The organism is Aquipseudomonas guryensis, assembly GCF_014164785.1.
GTDB lineage: Bacteria > Pseudomonadota > Gammaproteobacteria > Pseudomonadales > Pseudomonadaceae > Aquipseudomonas > Aquipseudomonas guryensis.
Genome location: NZ_JACJFN010000003.1, coordinates 217,509 through 236,157, shown reverse-complemented (window position 1 = coordinate 236,157; position 18,649 = coordinate 217,509). Strand labels below are relative to the sequence as shown.

17 protein-coding genes are annotated in these 18,649 nt (G+C 65.9%); 9 read left to right on the top strand and 8 right to left on the bottom strand.

Annotation, left to right across the window (positions count from 1 at the left end):
• Positions 1 to 3: 3 nt before the first annotated feature.
• Genes H3H45_RS12755 through H3H45_RS12745 form a run of 3 tightly spaced genes read left to right on the top strand, consistent with a single transcriptional unit; the run spans position 4 to position 5,108 of the window.
• Positions 4 to 1,077, top strand: a complete 1,074-nt coding sequence (locus H3H45_RS12755; protein WP_182834124.1) for an alpha/beta fold hydrolase — start codon at positions 4 to 6, stop codon at positions 1,075 to 1,077.
• A 6-nt stretch (positions 1,078 to 1,083) separates the two neighbouring features.
• Positions 1,084 to 2,598 (top strand): hypothetical protein, encoded by a 1,515-nt coding sequence (locus tag H3H45_RS12750; RefSeq protein WP_182834123.1) that lies wholly within the window; start codon positions 1,084 to 1,086, stop codon positions 2,596 to 2,598.
• A complete protein-coding gene (locus H3H45_RS12745; RefSeq protein WP_182834122.1) occupies positions 2,595 to 5,108 on the top strand; it encodes an HlyD family secretion protein in 2,514 nt (837 codons plus the stop codon). The genes H3H45_RS12750 and H3H45_RS12745 overlap by 4 nt, the downstream gene beginning before the upstream one ends.
• A gap of 146 nt (positions 5,109 to 5,254) precedes the next feature.
• Here H3H45_RS12745 and H3H45_RS12740 read toward each other — a convergent pair whose 3' ends face one another.
• Positions 5,255 to 6,517 (bottom strand): NAD(P)/FAD-dependent oxidoreductase, encoded by a 1,263-nt coding sequence (locus tag H3H45_RS12740; protein WP_182834121.1) that lies wholly within the window; start codon positions 6,515 to 6,517, stop codon positions 5,255 to 5,257.
• 190 nt (positions 6,518 to 6,707) lie between these two features.
• Between H3H45_RS12740 and chrA the strand changes: the two genes are divergently transcribed.
• Both chrA and H3H45_RS12730 read left to right on the top strand, forming a co-directional pair.
• A complete protein-coding gene (gene chrA, locus H3H45_RS12735) occupies positions 6,708 to 8,045 on the top strand; it encodes a chromate efflux transporter (protein ID WP_235983690.1) in 1,338 nt (445 codons plus the stop codon).
• 75 nt (positions 8,046 to 8,120) lie between these two features.
• Positions 8,121 to 9,698: a sensor domain-containing diguanylate cyclase gene (locus H3H45_RS12730; protein ID WP_182834119.1), complete on the top strand. Its 1,578-nt coding sequence runs from the start codon at positions 8,121 to 8,123 to the stop codon at positions 9,696 to 9,698.
• An 8-nt stretch (positions 9,699 to 9,706) separates the two neighbouring features.
• On the opposite strand, the gene H3H45_RS12725 is transcribed toward H3H45_RS12730, so the two are convergent.
• Positions 9,707 to 10,402 (bottom strand): aspartate/glutamate racemase family protein, encoded by a 696-nt coding sequence (locus H3H45_RS12725; RefSeq protein ID WP_182834118.1) that lies wholly within the window; start codon positions 10,400 to 10,402, stop codon positions 9,707 to 9,709.
• A 174-nt stretch (positions 10,403 to 10,576) separates the two neighbouring features.
• Between H3H45_RS12725 and H3H45_RS12720 the strand changes: the two genes are divergently transcribed.
• Positions 10,577 to 11,458 (top strand): RluA family pseudouridine synthase, encoded by an 882-nt coding sequence (locus H3H45_RS12720; RefSeq protein WP_182834117.1) that lies wholly within the window; start codon positions 10,577 to 10,579, stop codon positions 11,456 to 11,458.
• Position 11,459: 1 nt separating this feature from the next.
• Here the strand turns inward: H3H45_RS12720 and H3H45_RS12715 are convergent, their stop codons facing one another.
• Both H3H45_RS12715 and H3H45_RS12710 read right to left on the bottom strand, forming a co-directional pair.
• Positions 11,460 to 12,389: an AraC family transcriptional regulator gene (locus H3H45_RS12715; protein ID WP_182834116.1), complete on the bottom strand. Its 930-nt coding sequence runs from the start codon at positions 12,387 to 12,389 to the stop codon at positions 11,460 to 11,462.
• Between the two features lie 128 nt (positions 12,390 to 12,517).
• Entirely contained in the window at positions 12,518 to 13,264 is a 747-nt protein-coding gene (locus tag H3H45_RS12710; protein WP_182834115.1) for a substrate-binding periplasmic protein, read from the bottom strand.
• A gap of 283 nt (positions 13,265 to 13,547) precedes the next feature.
• On the opposite strand from H3H45_RS12710, the gene H3H45_RS12705 reads away from it, so the two are divergent.
• Both H3H45_RS12705 and H3H45_RS12700 read left to right on the top strand, forming a co-directional pair.
• The gene (locus tag H3H45_RS12705) at positions 13,548 to 14,285 is read left to right on the top strand and encodes an SDR family oxidoreductase (RefSeq protein WP_182834114.1); all 738 of its coding nucleotides are present in this window, start codon (positions 13,548 to 13,550) and stop codon (positions 14,283 to 14,285) included.
• Between the two features lie 56 nt (positions 14,286 to 14,341).
• On the top strand, positions 14,342 to 14,662 hold the full coding sequence (locus H3H45_RS12700) for a putative quinol monooxygenase (protein ID WP_182834113.1): 321 nt from the start codon (positions 14,342 to 14,344) through the stop codon (positions 14,660 to 14,662).
• Here H3H45_RS12700 and H3H45_RS12695 read toward each other — a convergent pair.
• From H3H45_RS12695 to H3H45_RS12685, 3 genes are all read right to left on the bottom strand, one after another.
• A complete protein-coding gene (locus tag H3H45_RS12695) occupies positions 14,638 to 15,087 on the bottom strand; it encodes a hypothetical protein (protein ID WP_182834112.1) in 450 nt (149 codons plus the stop codon). The two genes, H3H45_RS12700 and H3H45_RS12695, sit on opposite strands and share 25 nt — an antisense overlap.
• Positions 15,088 to 15,091: 4 nt before the next feature.
• Entirely contained in the window at positions 15,092 to 15,439 is a 348-nt protein-coding gene (locus tag H3H45_RS12690; RefSeq protein ID WP_182834111.1) for an I78 family peptidase inhibitor, read from the bottom strand.
• 132 nt (positions 15,440 to 15,571) lie between these two features.
• Complete coding sequence (locus tag H3H45_RS12685) at positions 15,572 to 16,171, bottom strand: short chain dehydrogenase (protein ID WP_182834110.1); 600 nt, start codon at positions 16,169 to 16,171, stop codon at positions 15,572 to 15,574.
• A 115-nt stretch (positions 16,172 to 16,286) separates the two neighbouring features.
• Here H3H45_RS12685 and H3H45_RS12680 point away from each other — a divergent pair, with 115 nt between their 5' ends.
• Positions 16,287 to 17,225, top strand: coding sequence for a LysR family transcriptional regulator (locus H3H45_RS12680; RefSeq protein ID WP_182834109.1), 939 nt, complete (start codon positions 16,287 to 16,289; stop codon positions 17,223 to 17,225).
• Here the strand turns inward: H3H45_RS12680 and H3H45_RS12675 are convergent.
• Positions 17,194 to 18,492, bottom strand: a complete 1,299-nt coding sequence (locus H3H45_RS12675; RefSeq protein ID WP_182834108.1) for an ABC1 kinase family protein — start codon at positions 18,490 to 18,492, stop codon at positions 17,194 to 17,196. The genes H3H45_RS12680 and H3H45_RS12675 overlap by 32 nt on opposite strands.
• Positions 18,493 to 18,649 lie beyond the last annotated feature (157 nt).

The window sequence follows — 18,649 nt, the reverse complement described above, 5'->3', positions numbered from 1 at the left end:
GCTATGGCGATGGCCGAGGTCAATGGCATCAAGCTGCACTACCAGCAGCTGGCATGCGAGCGCGAAGGCGACGAAGTCGAGGATGTGGTACTGATCCACGGCCTCGCCGCCAACCTGGCCTTCTGGTACATGCAGGTTGGCCATGCGCTGGCCCGCAACTACCGGGTGACCATGTATGACCTGCGCGGCCACGGCCGTTCTAGCATGAGCGCAACGGGCTACACCCCGGCCGAACAGGCCGAGGACCTGCGCCTGCTGCTGGAACACCTGGGCATCGAACGGGCGCACTTCATCGCCCACAGCTTCGGCGGGGTGATTGCGCTGAGCCTGGCCTGTGCCCATCCGCAGCGTATTTCCAGCCTGACCATCGCCGATACCCACATCGCGGCGATCCGCAATGTGGGCAGCGACTGGCGCTATGCCGAGCATATCCAGCGCATCCTCGACGATCACGGGATCGACCTGAATACCCGTGAGCCCTATTTCGGCTACCGCCTGCTTAAAGAGGCGGCAGCCCTGCAACTGAACCGGCAGGAATTGCCCGACGCCCTACGCGAGCTGATCAACCCGTTGATGGGCAGCTCCGGCAAACGCACCGCCGACCAGTGGGTGAAACTGCTGGAAACCACCACGGCCCAGCACGAGCTGATGGGTGACGACGGCCTGGCGGTAGAGCGCTTGCGTCAGCTGGATTTCCCGGTGCTGGCCATTTACGGCGAGCGTTCGCAGGCGGTGACCACCGGCGAGCTGCTGCTCAGCGTGTGGCCGGAGGCGGACTTTCGTCTGGTGCGTGGTGCCGGGCATTTCTTCCCGGCGTCGCGGCCACAGAAGCTGATCCGTTCCTTCGAGTTCTTCCTGCGCCATGCCAGCCAGGCGAATGCACGCCGGCAGCGCTCGTGCGATGAGCTGCAGCAGCCGTTCTTTCGCAGCGACCGACTCTACAGCCAGGATGATAAATGGTTCTTCACCACCCGCGAGGGCACGGAGGAGGGGCCTTTCGCCCAGTTCGAGGAGGCCCTGGCCCATCTCGACTCCTTCATCTCGCAGATGGTCGCGCGTAAAGCGCGGGCCCGGTAACCCAGTATGTTCAGCAGTAGCAGCAAAGCTCGTGTACCGGCCGGCCTGAGCCAGGACGATTTCCAGCTGATCGCCCGCAACGGCTTCGGCGACGGGGTCAATGCCTACGCCCATGCCATGGCCTGGTTCAACGACTACCTGTATATCGGCACCACCCGCGGCAACTTCCCGCTGATGAAGGCGCGTCTGCCGATCAGCATGGACCCCTGGCCGGTGGAATGTCCGGCCAACCCCTTCGACCTCGACCTGCATGCCGAAATCTGGCGCTACAACCCGCGCAAGGATGAGTGGCGGCGGGTGTTCAAGGCACCGACCATCATCGGCAGCGATGGCTCGAAGATTCCCCGCGAGCTGGGCTTTCGTGGCATGTGCGTGTACCCGGGCAGCAAGGGCCGGCCGCCAGGCCTGTTCGTCAGCACCTGGTCGCCGGCCAAGGGCCCCGGCCCGCTGCTGCTGCGTACGGAAGACGGGCTGAACTTCACGCCGACCTGCGAACCGGGCCTGATGGGCTTGCCGGTGACCACCATCCGTACCATGGTGGCCTTCAAGGGCCGTATGTACACCACGCCGGCCGGCTCGCGCGGCGGCAACCCCAACGTCTCCTCGCACTCCATCGTCTATGAGAGCGAGGCGCCGGAGGATGGCCAGTGGCAGGCGGTGAGCGACTTCGGCTTCGGCGACGATGGCAACAAGACCATCTTCGAGATGTGCGCGTTCAATGATCACCTGTATGTCGGCACCTTCAACCTCAAGGGCTTCCAGGTCTGGCGCAGCACCTGCGAGAGCAAGCCCTACCACTGGGAGCGAGTGATCGCCGACGGCGCCGACCGCGGCCCGCTGAACCAGTCGGTGCTGAGCATGTACGCGTTCAAGGGCGCGCTGTATGTCGGCAGCGCCATCCAGGGCGGCGGCATCGACCGGCAGAACGGCGTCGGCCCGGCCGCCCCGGAGCTGATCCGCATCCACCCGGACAACAGCTGGGACCTGCTGGTCGGCGACGCGCGGATGACCAGCGACGGCTGGAAGGAACCGCTGTCCGGCTACATGCCCGGTTTCGACAACTTCTTCAACGGCTACTTCTGGCGCATGGCCGAGCACGAGGGCTGGCTGTACCTGTCGACCTTCGACTGGAGCGGCCTGCTCGGCTACGCGCGGCGCGAGAGCTGGCCGGCACCGTTCCTCAATATCGTCAACAGTGTCGGCGAGGAATTCATCTTCAATCGCCAGTCGGGCTTCGACCTGTACCGCAGCTACGACGGCGAGAACTGGGTGCCGGTGACCAACGATGGCATGGGCAATCCCTACAACATCGGCATGCGCACCATCGTCTCCTCGCCTTACGGCCTGTTCCTCGGTGCCGCCAACCCGTTCGGCCCGAAAGTCTGGCCACTGGGTGGCGACCGTTATATCGACAACCCGCGCGGCGGCTGCGAAGTATTCTTCGCCCCGCGCAAAGCCATGACCTCCGCCGCGCCCAGCGCCGGGATCCGTGATCGGTCAAAAGGAAGCCCTGCGCTATGAATGGCACTATTTCGGCCAAGCAACACTCCGACCTCGGCGACGCGCGCAAGATCGCCACGCCGCAGCTGCTGCGCAAGGGCCTCACGGTGTACCTGCGCAATGGCAAGCACGAGCCGCTGTATGTGGTGCGCGACCCGTCCAGTGAGCTGCACTGGGAGTTCGAGACCCGTCAGTTCTTCGTTCTCGAGATGCTCCAGGTCGACGAGGAGTTCGACGCCCTGGCCGCCAGCTATGAGCGGCGCTTTGCCAAGCCGTTCAGCCGCGATGACCTGCAAGCCCTGCTGGCCAATCTGGTTGACCAGCGCCTGCTGGGGCTGGCGGCGGCGTCTCATCCGCTGATCGAACCCTACCGCGAGCAGCTTCAGGCCGACCTGCAGCGCCTGCTCGAGGAGAAGGTCGCCAAGTTCCGCGACAAGACCCAGGCTCCGGGGGCCTCGCACGGGGCCAAGGCAGCAGTCGCCGCACCCACGCCCGCCCCGCGTGCAGGCGCCTCGAATGATGGCAAGGGCGCCGACGCCGACAAGCTGCAGGCCGGGGTGCGCGGCTTTGCCGGCATGGATGACACCCTGCAGATCCCGGTGTTCCACCTGTTCAATCCACGCGCCATGCTCAAGGCGATGCTGGAGTGGGTCGAGCCACTGAAGTACATGGTCTTTGTCCTGCCGCTGCTGCTGGTGATGGCCCTCGGTATCGTCATCAGCAACTTCAGCCTGGTGCAGAACGATGCGCTGGTCCGTCTCTCCGGGCTGGGGCCGATTGGCCAGCTGCTGTTCAGCCTGTTTACCGTCAACCTGCTGTGTACCCTGACCCTGGCCCTGACCGCGCAGAAGTACCGCGGCACGGTCAACAGCCTGTCCGTGGCGCTGATGCTCGGCTTCCTGCCGCGCTTCATGCCGAAGATCAGCCACCTGATCGGCCTGACCCGGCGCGAGCGCCTGTGGCTGCATGCCGGCCCGGTGCTGATGCGCGCGACCCTGTTCAGCATCGGCACCTTCATCTGGTACCTGACTCGCTCTTCCAGTGGCTCGCTGCCAACCATCGGCCTGGCGCTGGCGGTGGTCAGTGCGATTGCCCTGCTGCTGACCCTCAACCCACTGTCGAAAAGCAGTGGCTACCACCTGATCGCTGTGTTGCTGGACGAGCCGCAACTGCGTGGCAAGGCGTTCAAGGCGCTGTTCGGGCGAATCAAGGGCAATGCCTACCGCGAAGCCAACGACACCGCGCTGATGGCTTACGGCCTGGCCTCACTGCTCTATTCCACCCTGCTGTTCGTGGTGGCCGTGCTGATGGTCGGCAGCTGGCTGAAGCTGAATTTCAGTGGCACCGGGGTGCTGATCTGCGTGCTGCTGGTGGGTTACCTGAGCGTACTGACCTACCGCAAGTTCAGCTCGGCCAACGAAATGTACGAACGCGCCCTGCAGTACGAGCGCTGGAAGCGCCGCCGCTTGCCGGAAGACGTGGAGAACAAGATCAACCTCAAGCCGGCCAACAAACTGGCGCGCTACACCCGCCGGGCGCTGCTGCTGTCCCTGCTGATCTGCATGTTCCTGCCCTATCCCTACGAGCCGGGCGGCTCCTTCGTGATCCTGCCGGTGGAGCAACAGCAGGTCGCCACCGACATCGATGGCATCGTCACCGAAGTGCTGTTCAACGGCGGTGAGGAAGTCCAGGCCGGCCAGGTGCTGGCCCGTCTGGCCACCGGCGACTACGAAAGCCAGATGCGCATTGCCGATGCGCGGATTGCCGAAGAGCAGGCCCTGGTCGCCGAGCTGAAGGCGCGCCCGCGTGCCGAAGAAGTCGCGGTGGCTGAGCAGAGCCTGCAGATGGCGCGGACTCAGGCACAGTTCAGCCTGTCCAACCACAAGCGGCATGCCACCCTGCTGGCCAAGGGCGGAGTGTCCGCGCAGCAGGCCGAGCAGGCGCAGCGCCAGTACGAAGTGGACATGATGGCGATCCGCGTCTCCGAGGCCAACCTGGCCCTGGTCAAGACCGGTGCCACGCCAGACTCGATTGCCGCCGCTGAGGCGCAGGTACAGCGCTGGCGCAGCGAGCGCGAGATGTACCAGGCGAAGATCGAGCGCTCGCAGCTGCGTGCGCCGATGTCCGGCAAGCTGATCACCCTGCTGCTCAAGCAGAAGACCGGCAAGTACCTCGGCCCCGGCGAGACTTTTGCGGTGATCGAGAAGTCCGAGCAGGTGTTTGCCGAGATCGAGGTGCCGGAAACCGAGATCGGCTACGTGCAGGAAGGCGCCGTGCTGAAGGTCAAGCCGCTGGCTTATTCCGATCGCTATTTCGACGGCAAGGTCACCCAGATCGACGCCAACGTGATCGAGAAAACCGGGGGCAAGTACGTCAAGGTGCTGACCGTGATCGAGAACGCCAAGGGCGAGCTGAAGTCCGGCATGACCGGCTACGCCAAGGTCGGCAGCGAGGAGTTGCCGGTGTGGAAGGCCTTTACCCGGGCAATCTTCCGCTTCATCGATGTCGAGTTGTGGTCGTGGATTCCGTGACGCTGCCAGGCATCGCTGGATAGGTGTTACACGGGGGCCGCAGGCGGCGTAGCCCGGATGCAATCCGGGAAAACCCTCAGCTCCATCCCCGGATTGCATCCGGGCTACGAAAAACCGGCCTATTGGCCGGTTTTTTCTTACCTGGTTCAGGCCACCGGAGGCGGCAGCAATTCCTTCAGCGGTTTGCTGTCATCGGCCAGCTGTTCCGCGCTGAGGACGATGCCCTCGGCGATCAGGCGCTTGGCGGCCATGAAGTCCTGCGGGCGGTTGACCGTGTCGGCGGCGATGACCTTGCCGTCCTTCAGGTAGAAGGCCGAGAAGCTGTCGCTGTCCGGCGTGCCGCGCAGTACCAGCTGCTGATAGTCCTGGGACAGGCCGACCATCTTCAGTTTCAGCTCAAACTGGTCGGACCAGAACCAGGGCACCGAGGCATAGGCCTTGAGCTTGCCGTTGATCGCCGCAGCGGCGCAGCGCGATTGCTCCAGGGCATTGGGCACCGACTCCAGGCGCAGGCGGCGACCGAGCAGGGCGTTGGGATGGTTGGTGCAGTCGCCGGCGGCATAGATGTCCGGGTCCGAAGTCTGGGCGTACTCGTTGACCAGGATGCCGTTGTCCACCTCCAGGCCCGCGGCGGCGGCCAGCTCGGTGTTGGCAAGCAGACCGATGCCGACCACCACCAGATCCGCCGGGATACGTGTGCCGTCGCTGCACAGCACGGCGCTGACGGCCTGGCCGCTGGCGTCCAGCTCCAGGTCGCTGACCTGTACGTTGGTACGGATCTGCACCCCGGCTTCACGGTGCTTGCGCTCGTAGTAGGCCGACAGTTCGGCGGCAGTGACCCGCTGCAGCACCCGCGGCATGGCTTCCAGGACCTGCACCTGCAGGCCCTGCTGCACGGCGCTGGCGGCCACTTCCAGGCCGATATAGCCGCCGCCGACTATCACCAGGCGCTTGCCCGCAGCCAGCTGGCTGCGGATCAGCTCGACGTCGTCGAGGGTGCGCAGGTAGTGGAAGTTGCTGCAGGCCTCGGCGGCCTTGGCCTGGGGCACGGCCAGCGGGCGCGGCCGGCCGCCGGTGGCGATGACCAGCTTGGTGTAGGCCAGGCTGCGGCCATCGGCCAGTTGCACAGACTTGTTGGCCCGGTCGATGGCCTCGACCCGCACGCCGCTAAGGATTTCCACATTGGCCTTGTCATAGGCCGCCTGCGGGCGGATGGCCAGGCTGCTCTTCTCGACGGTGCCAGCCAGGTAGGCCTTGGACAGCGGCGGGCGGTGGTAGGGCAGGTGCGCTTCCTCGCCGATCAGCAGAATGCGTCCGCTCCAGCCTTCGTTGCGTAGGCTGACGGCCAGTTCGCCGCCGGCGTGGCCGGCGCCGATGATGATGGCGGTGGAGGATGCAGCGTCTGTCATGGAGAACCTCGGGCGGCAGGGAAAGCGGATAGGCGTTAGTTTATGTATCTGCGGCGCCGGCGTCCCTGCCGAACATGCCATTTTCCCGTCCGCGCCTGCCGCGTCGAGCAGCGGTCACGGCTTTGTGCGACCATTTGCGGCCATGCATAACGACTGGACTGGGGCAAGGGTAATGGGCGAGGGCGCAAGCATGAGCGAGGCAGTCGATAAACCGGCCGAGGTGAGCCTGCTGCAAGCGCTGTGGTTCTGGCTCAAACTCGGTTTCATCAGTTTCGGCGGACCGGCCGGGCAGATTTCGCTGATGCACCAGGAACTGGTCGAGCGGCGTCGCTGGATTTCCGAACGACGCTTCCTGCATGCCCTCAACTACTGCATGTTGCTGCCAGGGCCCGAGGCCCAGCAACTGGCCACCTACATTGGCTGGCTGCTGCACCGCAGCTGGGGCGGAGTGATCGCCGGGGCGCTGTTTGTGCTGCCTTCGCTGTTCATCCTAATCGGCCTGTCGTGGATCTATATCGCCTTCGGTGATGTGCCGCTGGTGGCCGGGATCTTCTATGGCATCAAGCCGGCGGTGACTGCCATCGTGGTCCAGGCGGCGCATCGCATCGGTTCACGGGCGTTGAAGAACAACTGGCTGTGGGGCATTGCCGCAGCGTCCTTCGTCGCCATCTTCGCCCTCAATCTGCCGTTCCCCTTGATCGTGCTGGGCGCCGCCGTGATCGGCTTCCTCGGTGGGCGCCTGGCGCCGCAGCATTTCGCCGTCGGCGGCGGGCATGCGGCGGCCGGCAAATCCTTCGGCCCGGCGCTGATCGACGACGATACGCCGGCGCCGGCGCATACGCGCTTTCGCTGGTCGCGCCTGCTTGCCCTGCTGCTGCTCGGGGCCGCCCTGTGGTTGCTGCCGATGGGCCTGCTGTTCGCCCTGTATGGCTGGGACGGCACGCTGACGCAGATGGCCTGGTTCTTCACCAAGGCGGCGCTGCTCACTTTTGGTGGCGCCTATGCGGTGCTGCCCTACGTCTACCAGGGTGCGGTCAGCCACTATGGCTGGCTGAGCCCGACGCAGATGATCGACGGTCTGGCCCTGGGCGAGACCACGCCGGGGCCACTGATCATGGTGGTCGCCTTCGTCGCCTTCGTCGGCGCCTACCTGCAGCCGGTGTTCGGCGCCGACTCGGCGTTCGTCAGCGGGGCCGTGGCGGCGAGCCTGGTGACCTGGTTCACCTTCCTGCCGTCCTTCCTGTTCATTCTGATCGGCGGGCCGCTGGTGGAGTCGACCCACAACGAACTGAAGTTCACCGCACCGCTGACCGCGATTACCGCCGCAGTGGTCGGGGTGATCCTCAACCTGGCGTTGTTCTTTGCCTACCATGTGCTGTGGCCGCAGGGTTTTTCCGGGGTCTTCGACTGGCCATCGGCGTTGCTCGCGGTGGCCGCCGGGGTGGCGCTGTTCGGCTTCAAACGCGGGGTGATCGAGGTGTTGCTGGCCTGCGCCGGCATCGGCCTGCTGGTGCATCTGCTGCGGTAGTTCGGTTGACCCGGGGCGACCTTTCCTCTATTCAAACAGTAGCGTTTCACCAACAGGAGCGGCTAGCAGCCCCCCATGAGTGATGAACACCGCGATACTCCCCATTGGCGCCGCTGGCTGCTCAAGCCCGCCGTGTTGCCGCTGGCGCGGGCTTTCGTGGTGCTGGTCTGCCTGTCGCTGGTGGCCACCGATGCCTGGTTGATCTGGAAAGCGCGCGGTGTGCAGCTGCGTGATGCGCAGATCGAGACCTCCAACCTGGCCTCGGCACTGGCGCGGCAGGCTGCCGATAGCCTGAAAAAGGCCGACACCGTGTTGCTCGATCTGGTCGAGCGTCTGCAGGTGGATGGCACCGGTCCGGCGCAGCTGCAGCGCCTAAATGGCCTGATGCGCCAGCATGTCTTCGGCCAGGCCGAACTGCACGGCCTGTTCGCCTATGACCGCGACGGCAACTGGCTGGTGACTTCCTTCGGTACCATCCCGGAAGGGGCCAACAATGCCGATCGCGAGTACTTCATCTTCCACCGCAGCCACCCGGATGATCACGGCCCGCATATCGGCCCGCCGATCCGCAGTCGTACCAACAACCAGTGGATCATCCCGGTGTCGCGGCGCCTGGAAGATGCCCAGGGCAATTTTGCCGGGGTGGCGCTGGCGACCCTGTCCATTGGCTATTTCCAGCAGTTTTACGGCACCTTCGATATCCGCGATAAAGGCACCATCAACCTGGCGCTAAACGATGGCACTGTACTGGTGCGTAAACCCTTCCTCGAATCGACCATCGGTTCGAGTATCGCCAACGGTCCGGTGTTCAAGAGCCTGTTGCCGCAGAGCCCGGTGGGCAGCTCGATGCATGTCTCGATACTCGATGGGGTCGAGCGGCTGTTCAGCTACCGGCAGATCCAGGGCTACCCGCTGGTGGTGATCGCCGGCCTAGCCAAGGAGGATGTCCTCGCCGACTGGCGTGCAGACACAGCCCGCCAGTTGGTGGTGATCAGCCTGCTGGCCAGTCTGCTGGGGCTGCTGGGTTTTTACCTGGTTCGCCTGATCAAGCAGGGACAGAAGGCCGAAGCCGAGCTGCTGGCCACCCGCGATGCCCTGCGCTCCTTCAACCAGCGCCTGGAAAAACAGGCGCTGGAAGACGAGCTGACCCGTCTGGCCAACCGCCGGCGGTTCATCCGCGCCCTGGACGACGAGTTTGCCCGTGCCTCGCGCTACCAGCGGCCTCTGGCGCTGGTGCTGTTGGATGTCGACTACTTCAAGCAGTACAACGATATCTATGGCCACTCCGCTGGCGATGCCTGCCTGCGGGCCGTGGCCAAGGCCATTCGTGGCGGGCAGAAGCGTCCGGCGGACCTGGCGGTGCGCTATGGCGGCGAGGAGTTCTGCCTGCTGTTGCCGGAAACCGACGCCGCAGGGGCGCTACAGGTGGCCGAACAGGTGCGGGCCGCGGTGGAGGCGCAGGCCATCGTGCATGCCGGCTGCCCGTGGCTGCGCCTGAGCCTGAGCGCGGGTGTGCATGTACTGACGCCGCAAGTGGGCGATGGCCCCGAGATGCTGGTCAAAGGTGCCGATAAAGCACTGTATGCGGCCAAGGCCGCCGGACGTGACCGCGTGATGCTGTTTGACCAGAGCGTCGAGCAGTTGATCGGCTAGCCGGCTCTTTACTCTGCCAGCGCCCACTCGGCCGCCTGCTGCGCGTGCAGACGGGTGGTGTCGAACAGGGGCACGCTGGCATCCCCGGCGCCGACCAGCAGGCCGATCTCGGTGCAGCCGAGAATCACCGCCTGTGCGCCCTGCGCCACCAGACTGGCGATGACCGCGCGGTAGATCGCCCGCGACTCTTCGCGCACCTGACCGAGGCACAGCTCCTCGTAGATGATCCGATGCACGTCCTCGCGCTGTGGCGCGTCGGGGATCAGCACGCGGATGCCGTGGTGCTGTTCCAGGCGCTCGCGGTAGAAGGCCTGCTCCATGGTGAAGCGTGTGCCGAGCAGGCCGACCCTGTCCAGTCCGGCGGCCTGGATCGCCGCGGCGGTCGGGTCGGCGATATGCAGCAAGGGAATGCTCACCGCCTGCTCGATGGCCGGCGCCACCTTGTGCATGGTGTTGGTACACAGCACCAGCAGCTCGGCGCCTGCGCGTTCCAGGGCCTGTGCCGCATCCGCCAGCAGGCGCCCGGCCTGGTCCCAGTCGCCGCTCTGCTGCAGGCGCTCGATCTCGTGGAAGTCGACGCTGAACAGCACCAGCTTGGCCGAATGCAGGCCGCCCAGGCGCACCTTCACTGCCTCGTTGAGGTGACGGTAGTAGGGAATGGTCGACTCCCAGCTCATGCCGCCGATCAGGCCAATGGTTTTCATCCGTGCTGGGCTCCGTGTGTACAGGTCAGGCCATGCTGCGGCAAATGCTGCGGTCGCTGTAGTGACAGTAGCGTGGCGTTTACTGCCCAGGCTGTACTGGATGACGGATGGCCGGGCATTTGCCGCCGGACTGCGGAATAATGCGCGCCGTCGTGTTCTCAGCTGAGTTAGACCATGTCCGCCTCCAGCATTCGCCCTAGCATCCTGCACCTGCCGGCCGGCCCCTGGTCGAGCGTACTCGACTGCCTGTGTGGGCACTTTCCGGCGATCAGTCGCGACACCTGGCTCGACCGCATGGCCCGTGGTCGTGTGCTCGATGCCGACAACCAACCGATCGGCCCCGCGCACCCCTACCGCGAAGGCTTGCGCGTGCAGTACTACCGCGAAGTGCTGACGGAAACCCGCATCCCCTTCGAGGAGGCCGTGTTGCATGTCGATGAACACCTGGTGGTGGCGGACAAACCGCATTTCCTCTCGGTGATGCCGGCCGGCGAGTACGTCGAGGAAACTCTGCAGGCGCGCCTGACCCGCCGTCTGGGCAATCCGCACCTGGTGCCGCTGCACCGCATCGACCGCCACACCGCCGGGCTGGTGCTGTTCTCCGCCAATCCGCAGAGCCGTGGTGCCTACCAGGCGCTGTTCCGCGAGCGGCGCATCGACAAGCGCTACGAAGCCATCGCCCCAGCCTTGCCCGAACTGCAGTTCCCCCTGCAGCGCGCCACCCGCTTGGTCGCCAGCGAGCCGTTCTTCCGCATGCAGGAAGGCGCGGGCGAAGCCAATACCGAGACCCGCATCGAAGTCATCGAGCGCAATGGCGAGCTGTGGCGCTACCGCCTGTTCCCGGTGACCGGCAAGAAGCACCAGTTGCGCGTGCATATGGCGGCGCTTGGGGCGGGGATCTGCAACGACAGCTTCTACCCCGAGCTGCTCGACGCGCGGGATGCGGCGGACGACTACAGCCGCCCGCTCAAACTGCTGGCCCAGGCCCTGCGCTTCGTCGATCCGCTCTGCGGTGTCGAGCGCTCTTTCGAGAGCCGGCTGACGCTGGACTGGTAACTCAGCCCGCGTTGCGCAGCCGCGCCAGATCGCGCAGCGGCGGGGCGCCGAACAGGCGGCTGTATTCGCGGCTGAACTGTGATGGGCTCTCGTAGCCGACCCGGTAGCCGGCCGCCGACACGTCGAGGTTTTCACAGAGCATCAGCCGTCGCGCTTCCTGCAGGCGCAGCTGCTTCTGGTATTGCAGCGGGCTCATGGCGGTGACCGCCTTGAAGCGGTGGTGCAGGGTCGAGGGGCTGAGGCTGGCGACCCTCGCCAGGTCCTCGATACGCAGCGGTTCGTTGAAGTTCTGGTTCAGCCAGTCGATGGCGCGGGTCACCCGGTGGGTCTGGCTGTCGGCGTTGGCGATATCGCGCAGCACCTGGCCCTGGGGGCTGCACAGCAGGCGGTAGAGGATTTCCCGCTGCACCAGCGGGGCGAGCATGGCGATGTCGCGTGGGCTGTCGAGCAGGCGCAACAGGCGCAGCACGGCATCCAGCAGCGGCGCATCCAGGCGCTCGACATACAGGCCGCGGCCATTGCCCCGGCTGGGTACGCCGACCGGACCGGCTTCGGCAATCAGCTTGCCGATTTCGCCGGGGTCGATATCCAGGCGCAGGCTCAGGTACGGCTGCTCCGGCGAGGCGAGGGTGACCTGGCCGGTGACCGGCAGGGTGACCGAGGCCACCAGGTAATGCAGCGGGTCGTAGACGTAGCGCTCGTCCTCCAGGCTCACCACCTTCTGCCCCTGGGCCATGATGCACAGCGCCGGGCGGTACAGGGTATGGACGATGGGCGAGGGCAGCGAACCGCGCATCAGCGCCAGCGCGCCGATCATGGATTCATTGATGCCCTCTTCCGGCGCGAAGCGATCGATCAGTTGCGCCAGCTCGGCGCGCTGGGCTTCATGCTGCGGCTCTTCGGCGGCGGGCGCGGCGGGTACGTGGGACATGGCGGGCGTTCTCCTCGGCACGTACGACAAGCTTAACCCGCTGCCTTGCGCCAGTCCGGGGGCTGCGGGCAAGTCGGCAGGATCAGGCAAGTGTCCGGCAGTTCTGTGTAAGTCCGGCCCGCGCCTGGTTACTGCTCGTAGCGCTGGTACAGCGCCTGGTACTGTCCGTTGCTGCGCAGCTTGTCGAGGGCTGCCTGCCAGCGCACCACGTCATTGGACGAGGTGTCTTTCGACAAGGCGATAAAGCCCTGGTCATGGCCGAGCACCACCGGGGTGGCCTGGATGCGCGCAGGGTTGACCTGGGCTTCGGCCAGCTCCTGCTGCAAGCCGCCATCGGCCGAAGCCACCAGTTGCACCCGGCCGGCGGCGAGCATACGAAAGCAGCCGCTGTAGGAATTGTGGCGCTTCAGCCGGGTAAAGCCCTGCTGTACCAGCAGCGTGTCGTGGGAGCTGCCGTTGAGGATGCACACCGGCAGCTCGCGGGCATCACTCAGGTGTTGGATGCCGGTGGGCGCGGCGCTGTTTTCGTAGAGGTAGTCGGTTTCCTGCAGGGTCGGTCCGACCCAGTACACCAGGCTCTCGCGCTCCGGCGTGCGGCTGAGGTTGAACAGCACCACATGCGGCTGTTCGGTGACCAGTTTCAGTCCGCGTGCCAGCGGAACTTCGCTGATCGGTGCGCTGCTGCCCAGTTCAGCCAGCAGGGCATGCACCAGCTCCAGGTAAAAAGCGCGCTTGCCGCCGTGTTCCTTGCCATGCAGGGTGCCGCCACTGGCCACGCCTTGCTCGCCCAGGCTATGGGTATAGACCTGCCAGTGCTCGGCACTGGCGTAGCCCGGCGACAACAGCAACAACAGGGTGATCAGGGCGACCCTCACTGCTCGGTCTCTCCTCGGGGCAGATGCGCGACGATGGGTTTAGGTGGCTGCTGTAAGGCCAGCCAGCTAAGCATGTACAGGCAAGAATACGGCCAAGTCAATATTCCTCCCGACAGCCACGGACTGCTTGGCCGTGTGCTGAGGCGATGGGTGCTTGTGCAGGATCAGGCAAAATTTCGGCAGCATTCGGATAACGGCCAACGGCCGTCTGCGTGCAACCTCTGGGCTGTCGCGGTGACCCGCAGTGGGTCATGGCCAACCCTTCCACGCAGAGGAATGCAGCATGTCCAACATCGCAGAAAAAGTCGTGATCATCACCGGCGCCAGCAGCGGCATTGGCGAGGCCACCGCCCTGTTGCTGGCCCGCCAGGGCGCCAAGGTGGTGCTCGGTGCCCGCCGCAGCGAACGCCTGGAACAACTGGTGGCGCAGATCCGCCAGCAGGGCGGTACGGCCGAGTTCCGCAGCCTGGATGTGAGCAGTCGGGAAGACGTGCAGGCTTTCGTCGACTTCACCCTGGCCCGTTTCGGCTGCCTCGATGTGCTGATCAACAATGCCGGGGTGATGCCGCTGTCGCCCCTGGCCGCGCTGAAGTTCGCCGAGTGGGACCGCATGATCGACGTCAACATCCGTGGCGTGCTGCACGGCATCGGCGCGGCCTTGCCGGTGATGCAGCGCCAGGGCAGCGGCCATGTGATCAATGTGGCCTCCATCGGCGCCTACCGCGTGGTGCCGACGGCGGCCGTGTACTGCGCGACCAAGGCTGCGGTGGTGTCGATCTCCGAAGGCCTGCGTCAGGAAGCGGGCGGTACTGTCCGCGTCACCGTGGTGTCCCCGGGCGTGGTCGAGTCGGAGCTGGCCGAGAGCATTTCCGACAGCGCTACCCGCGCGATGATGGACGAGTTCCGCCAGGTGGCGATCCCCGCCAGCGCGATTGCCGAGGCGATTGCTTTCGCCATCGGCCAGCCGCCGCAGGTGGATGTCAGCGAGCTGATCGTGCGGCCCAGTGCCAGCGCCTATTGAGCCATCTGCCCGGCGTTGCTGCTTGGGCGGCGCCGGGTTCTCAGGGAGTGCCTGTGATGAACGATGCGATTCTCAGCCTGGCGCAGATCCGCGCCACTTTCGGCCGCAGCGAGGAACTCGGCCAGCGCTTGTGCGAGTTAGTGCTGCAGGCGCGGCACGACAGCGGCTGCCTGGGTTATGGGCTGCGCCGCGATGCGCGGCAGGCCGATCTCTGGCATTTGCGCGGCCACTGGAGTTCGCCGGAGGCGCTGCAGGCGCACCTGCAACAACCCCATGTGCAACTGCTGGCGCGCCTGGTCGCGCGTGGGCTGATCCGCCAGATGAGTCTGGCCACCGAGCCTGCCACGGCGCCTTATTCGCTGGGGCTGGCCTCGTAGCGGTAGGCGCCGCTGAGGCCGTCCAGTGCGATACGAAAACGCTGGCGTGTGCCGTCATGGCCACTCTCGGCGATGCCGCTGATGTCCAGGCGGGTCTGGCCATCGCTGGTGCAGCGCAGCTGGCTGAGGCTGATTTCGGCGTGGTCGTTGTTGAACTCGACGAAGCCGAAGCCGCGCTCGACCTGCGGGTGGGTACCGTCGGCAGCGGCCTGCAACTGATCGACGAACAGCAGGTCCTGGCCATACAGGGAGAAGCGCAGCAGGCGCAATTCGACGCTGCGTTCGCCCAGTTTCCAGTCACCGCAGCGCTGCAGCTCCTGCAGGCTGGCGAACTGGCCGGCGGCCTCGGCATAGCCGACCTCGCGGCCCAGGCCCAGGGCGGGTTCGACCAGGCAGGCGGCGAGGGCGCCGCACAGCCAGCGCACGGGCTTAACCGCAGCTGACCTGCAACACCACGCCGGCATTGTCGATGTCGATGTTCAGGCGCTGCGAGTTGTAGTCCATGGTCACCGGCTGGTTCGGCCGGGTGATGCGCAGGAAGCGCGCATCGGCCTTGTCGCGTGCCTCTACTGCCATCTCGTCGTCGAGTTGTTCGCCAATCAGGTCATGCACCGGGTCGGCGTCGCAGCGGCTGTCGAAGTCGGCGGTGGGCTCGCTGAGCATTGCCTTGCTGCTGTCCGGGGCCTTGTCCTGGGTTTTTTCCGGGTTGCTGCTGCAGGCGGCGAGCAGGGTCAGGCTGAGGCCGAAGAGGGCGGTACGGGCAAGTGTGCCGGTCATGGTGTCGTCCTTGTGGTGGTCAGGCGCAGAGTGAAACAGGCGGCGCTATGCCGCCCTGACAAGGCCACAATCATAACCAATTACCGCGCGACCTTGGTCGATCCTCTATGCAGGTCGCGCCTGGTGCAAGCCTCACAACACCTTGTACACCTGGCCGGTCTGCTGGCCCTCGGCGCTCTTGGCGTAGGCCAGTGCCACGGTCGCCGCCGGTACCGCCTTGAAGCCGCGGAAGTACGGGCCATAGGCCGGCAGCGATTCCTCCAGCACGGTCGGGCTCACGCCATTGATACGCAGGCCGCGCGGCAGTTCTATGGCGGCGGCGCGGACGAAGCCGTCGAGTGCGGCGTTGACCGTGCTCACGGCGGCGCCGTAGCGGATCGGGTCTTCGCTGAGTACGCCGGAGGTGAGGGTGAAGGAGGCACCATCATTGGCGAACTCGCGGCCGATCAGCACCAGGTTGATCTGGCCCATCAGCTTGTCGTCGAGGCCGACGGCGAACTCCTTGGCCGTCAGTTCCTCCAGCGCGCCGAAGTGGGCGTTGCCGGCGGCGCTGATCAGTGCGTCGAAGCGACCGGTCTGGGTGAACAGGTGGCGGATCGAGGCCGGGTCGCGGATGTCCACCTGCAGCTCGCCGCTGCTGCGGCTGACGCGGATGATCTGGTGACGCTCTTGCAACTCGCTGGCGATGGCCTGGCCGATGGTGCCGCTGGCGCCGATGAGGATGATCTTCATGGGGTGACTCCCGATTGCTGTGGATGACGGAGCCAGTCTAGGGAAAGTGCTGTTGCCAATAATCTAGGCAATGTGAAACCTTTGGTTCTCATATGGAAACAATGAGTGCCGCGTCATGAGCGATCTGCAAGACCTGGCCGCCTTCGCCCTGCTGGTCGAGGCCGGCAGTTTCACTGCCGCCGCCGAGCGCCTGGGGTGCAGCAAGGGTCAGTTGTCCAAGCGCATCAGCCAGCTCGAACGCAGCCTCGACTGCGTGCTGTTGCATCGCACCACCCGCCGTCTGCACCTGACCGCCGCGGGTGCCGCGCTGCTGCCCGAGGCCCAGGCGCTGCAGACCCAGGCCCAGCGCGCCCGCCAGGTGGTGCAGAGCCTGCAGGAGGAGGTGGCCGGCACGGTGCGCCTGACCGTGCCGGTGTCGCTGGGCGAGACCTTCTTCGATGCGCTGCTGCTCGACTTCGTCCACCAGTACCCCAAGGTGCGCGTCGAGCTGGACCTGTCCAACAGCTACCGTGACCTGGTCGCCGAGGGCTTCGACCTGGGCATCCGCTCCGGTCAGCAGCTGGACGAGCGGCTGGTGGCCAAGCCGCTGTTTGCCCTGCAGGAAATCACCTGCGCCGCGCCGGCTTATTTGCAACAGCACGGCACGCCGCAGCAGCCGGCCGAGCTGGCGACCCGGCAGTGCCTGCTGAACACCCATTACAGTGGTTTCGAGGAATGGCTGTACCACCGCCAGCACCAGCTGGAGCGCGTGCGGGTCTCCGGCAATCTGGCCAGCAACCACTACAGCCTGCTGAAGAAGGCGGCGCTGAGTGGCGCCGGCATCGCCCGCCTGCCGTCTTACATGGTTCAGGACGAACTGGCTACGGGTCGCCTGCAATGGCTGCTGCATGATTATCAGACCCGCAGCACCGCGGTGTTTCTCGTGCATCCCTGGCAGGGCAGCCTGCCGCGGCGCACCCAGGCACTGGCGGATTATCTGCTTGGCTGGTTTGAACGCAGTCGCCTGGTACTGGATGGCCTGACTAGGCCGATCGGCGCGCGGCCCACTGGCTGATATGCCGTTCCAGCAGGTCGGCCAGGGGCAGGCAGGCGCCGAGGCGGTAGAGGTTCCAGTAGTGACCTTCCAGCGTGCGGTTGACCAGCAGGGTGCCGGAGGCCGGTTGCAGGCTGCCGAGGGCGGCCATCAGCAGCGGGAACAGTTCCAGCAGTTGCTGGTGCAGGGCGGCGCCGTGGAAGTCCCACTGCGCGCCGGGTTGCAGCAGCGGGTGGAGCAGCTTGTGGATGCGCTTGTACAGACCATGCGGCGCCGGGCTGTCGGCCTGGCGCCCGCCGAGGGCCTGGAATGCCGGCTCCAGGGCGTCGCTGCTTGGCCCGCGCAGGGCGGCGAACAGCTGCACATAGGCATCGAGCAGCGCCGGTTCGAGGGGCTGCACGCTGCCGAAGTCATACACCACCAGCTCGCCGGCAGCGGTCCAGGCCAGGTTGCCGGGGTGCGGATCGGCGTGCAGCAGGCCGAGGCCGAACACCTGCTCGCCCAGCCAGTCACAGAGGTTCAGGGCCAGGCGTTCGCGCACGGCGGCCGGTGCGCTGCCGACTTCGGCCATCGAGTGCCCTGCCACTTCGTGCAGCACCAACACGCCGGGGCGGCACAGTTCGGGCACCGGCTGCGGCAGGCGCAGGCCCGGCCAGCCGGCGAAATGACTGCAGAAGCGTTGCAGGCTGGCCTGCTCGGCCTGGTAATCCAGCTCGGCGTGGATGCTGCCGTGCAGCTCGCTGTATAGCGCTTCCAGCTGCTCAGCTGGTGCGCGGAACAGGCGGCCCAGCGGCAGCAGGCGGCGCAGTTGCTGCAGGTCGGCGGCGCAGATCTCGCGGATGCCCGGATACTGGATTTTCAGCACCAGGGCCTGGCCCTGTGCATCGCGGGCACGGTGCACCTGGCCCAGAGAAGCGGCGGCGCAGGGTTCGGTTTCGATTGGCTGGAACAGCTGGTGCAACTGGCCGTCGTAGAGCTGCTGCAGATGGTCTTCCAGGGCGCTGAAGGGCAGGGCTGGCACGCGGTTCTGCAGGCGCGTCAGAGCCTGGCTGATCGGCTCAGGCAGCACGCCCTGCCACTGCGAGGCCTGCTGGCCGAGCTTGAGCACCGGGCCTTTCATCTGCCCCAGCACATCGCCGAGCAGATCGCCCACCGGTTGCCAGTCCAGACCCGCCTTGCCGGGCGTCAGGCCCTGCAGCATGAGGTTGCCGGCGATGCGCGCACCGGTGCTGCCCAGGCGCAGGAAGCGGCCCAGGGCGGAAACATTCGGTGGCGATGAGCGCGGCATGCTGCTGGCCTGTGGCAAGGCAAAAGCTGATCATGGGCCGACTGGCCGGTGCCGCCAAGGCGAGAATGCTTGCCGGCTGTTGCCGTCCGGGTGCGCGGTGTTCAGCAAGGCCGGTACGGATCTTCCGGTGAACCCACGGCGCACCCTATGCTGGGGT